Consider the following 2,492-nt stretch of genomic DNA (forward strand, 5'->3'; position numbering starts at 1 on the left):
GTCCAACAGGCCCGTTCTGGCCGCCAGCGCGGCGGCCTCCAGCCTGGAGCCCACACCCAGTTTCATCAGCACCCGCTGCACATGCGTCCGGGCCGTGCTCGGCGCGATCCCCATGCCGGCGGCTATCACCCTGGTGTCCTCGCCCTCCGCGACCCGCAGCAGCACCTCCACCTCCCGGGGGGTGAGCATCCGCAGCAGCCGCTGGCCCTCGTCGTCCGGCTGCGCCGCCGGATTCAGCAGTTCCGCGAAGGCGCCCTGCAGCAGCTGCGGCGCCACCGCCACCTCACCGGCGCGTGCCTTGACCATGGCCCGCTCGACGCCCTCGATGCGCTCGTCGTGCCGCACATAGCCCGAGGCGCCGGCGGCGAAGGCCGCCGCTATGCCCCGCGGGTTCGGCACCGGGCCCAGCACCACGACCGCGACCTGGGGCCGCTCCCGCTTGATCCTCACCACCGGGTCGAAGGCGCCCGGCTCCGCGGGCGTCGCCGTCCCCAGCAGGCACACCTCAGGCGCCCTGCTCACCACCAGCTCCGCCGCCCCGGCCGCGGGCGCGGCCGCGGCCAGCACCCGGTGCCCGCGCAGCTTGAGCGCCGATGCCAGAGCCTCGGCCAGCAACCGGTGGTCGTCGACCACCACGAGCCGCACACCCATAGAGCTACCCCCCAATTCCCCCACCCCTCGGGAGCCCTCGGCCGTTCTGATCCCGGAAGCTACACGCTTGTTCGACATCACGCGCCCCTTACCGGCCAGAAGCCCCCCGGAATACCGAAATCCCCGACCTTCGCGGCTCATCGGCGGTATGGGCGTTCTACCCGGGGAAGGCCCGGAAATCCGGATGCCGGAGGGAACGGGAAGGAGCACGACGGCCCCGCCGCTGGGCGGGGCCGTCGTCGGACCGGTGACCGGAAAGCGTATCGGGCGTCACTTCACCCCGAAAGCGACCCCCAGGTACTGCTCGCCGAAGTCGCTTCCGTTGTCGCTCACGTTGACCTCGGAGATGTAGAGCCGCCCGTTGCCGAACAGCATCTCGGAGTAGTCCGCCGAGAAGCTGGTCTCCGCGTCGCGCCCCGGCTTCTCGGCCGGGTTCCTCAGCAGCACGGTCTCCTTGAAGGTGGAGCCGTCGATGCTGACGACCTCCCCGCCCTTGTCGTAGGGCGGGGTCTTGTACGCGATGATGTTCCCGCCGTCCATGCGCAGCGGGGCGATCGTGAAGTTCTCGCCGGCGTCGGCGCGCTGACCGGTGGACTTGCCGGTGGCCAGGTCGAAGGCGACGATCTCGTTGGTGCCGCTGAGGGAGCCGCTCGCACCGTCGTGCTCCTCCGTCGGCACGTACAGGCGGTCGTTGCCCACCGCGAGGTGCTTGCAGGACTCGACCTCCGTGGCGCCGCAGCGGGCCGCGTACTTCTTGGCGTCCGCCGAGATCTTGGCGCGCAGTTTGCCCTTCTCGTCGATCGAGAAGAAGTCGGAGATGCCGCTGCCGTCGTTCGCGACGTCACCCACGTCGGCGGCGACCACCAGGGGCTTGGTGGAGACGATGCTCGCGTACTCGATGCCGGGCGACATCTTGTACGTCGACTTCGGCGACCCGGAGACGGGGTCGAGCGTCTGGACGAGCAGCTGCCGGCTGCTGCCGTACTGACCGCACTTGCGGATCGCGACCAGCGCCTCGCCGCCGCCGTAGCCGGCGTCGTAGCAGCCGTCGGAGCTGCTGGAGGGCTTCCAGCGCAGGCTGCCGCTTTCGATGTCGAAGGCGGCGCCGCCGCTGGTGCCGCCGGCCGCCACCGTTCCCGCGCCGACCGTGACCTCGGAGAAGCCGGTCTTGTCGTCGCCCTCGGGCACGGACTTCTTCCACAGCAGCTTGCCGCCGTCGAGGTCGAGCGCGCCTATCTCCGTGCAGGAGACATCCTTGGCACCGGCCCTGAAGAGGATCGCGGTCTTGTTGTCCTCGGTCTTGTGGGCGGACGCGGCGCAGACCGCGCCGGGCAGCTTGACCGTCCACAGCTCGGTGCCGCTCGCCGCGTCGTAGCCGACGACCTTGTTGACGCCGGTCTTGACGTACGCCTTGTCCGTCAGCCAGGAGCCGCTGACGGGGACGACATCGTCGACCTTCGGGTACGACAGCTGGAAGATCAGCTCGGAGTCGACGTCGGCCGGCGGCTTCTCCTTGCCCCCACCCGTGTTCTTGCCGCCGTCCTGGCCGCCGTCCGTGCCCGCGCTGGAAGTGGCCTGGTCCTTCTTGCCCTCCTCCCCGCCGCCGGAGTTGGCGTACCAGACTCCGGCGCCGATGATCAGTGCGACGGCGACGGCCGCCGCAGTGATGATCACGGCCTGGGCGCTGGGCTTCTTGCGGCCGCCGCCCGGGGGATGAGGCGGCAGGGTCTGGCCCTGGTAGCCGTAACCCGGCTGCGGCCGGCCCGGGTAGCCGTAACCGGGCTGCGGCTGCCCGGGGTAGCCGTATCCCGGCTGGGCGGTGGGGGGCTGCTGCGGATAGC

Annotated in this window: 2 protein-coding genes; both read right to left on the reverse strand. The window is 70.8% G+C overall.

Annotated elements, in window-relative coordinates; translation table 11 throughout:
* Positions 1–651, reverse strand: a 651-nt coding sequence (locus tag GUY61_RS37410) for a LuxR C-terminal-related transcriptional regulator (protein ID WP_166634740.1), incomplete at its 3' end; no start/stop codon positions are given.
* A 270-nt stretch (positions 652–921) separates the two neighbouring features.
* The coding region (locus GUY61_RS37415) for a PQQ-binding-like beta-propeller repeat protein (RefSeq protein WP_166634741.1) at positions 922–2,492 on the reverse strand (1,571 nt) is incomplete at its 5' end.

Origin of the sequence: Streptomyces sp. GC420 (genome assembly GCF_009916105.1) — a bacterium.
Taxonomy (GTDB): domain Bacteria; phylum Actinomycetota; class Actinomycetes; order Streptomycetales; family Streptomycetaceae; genus Streptomyces.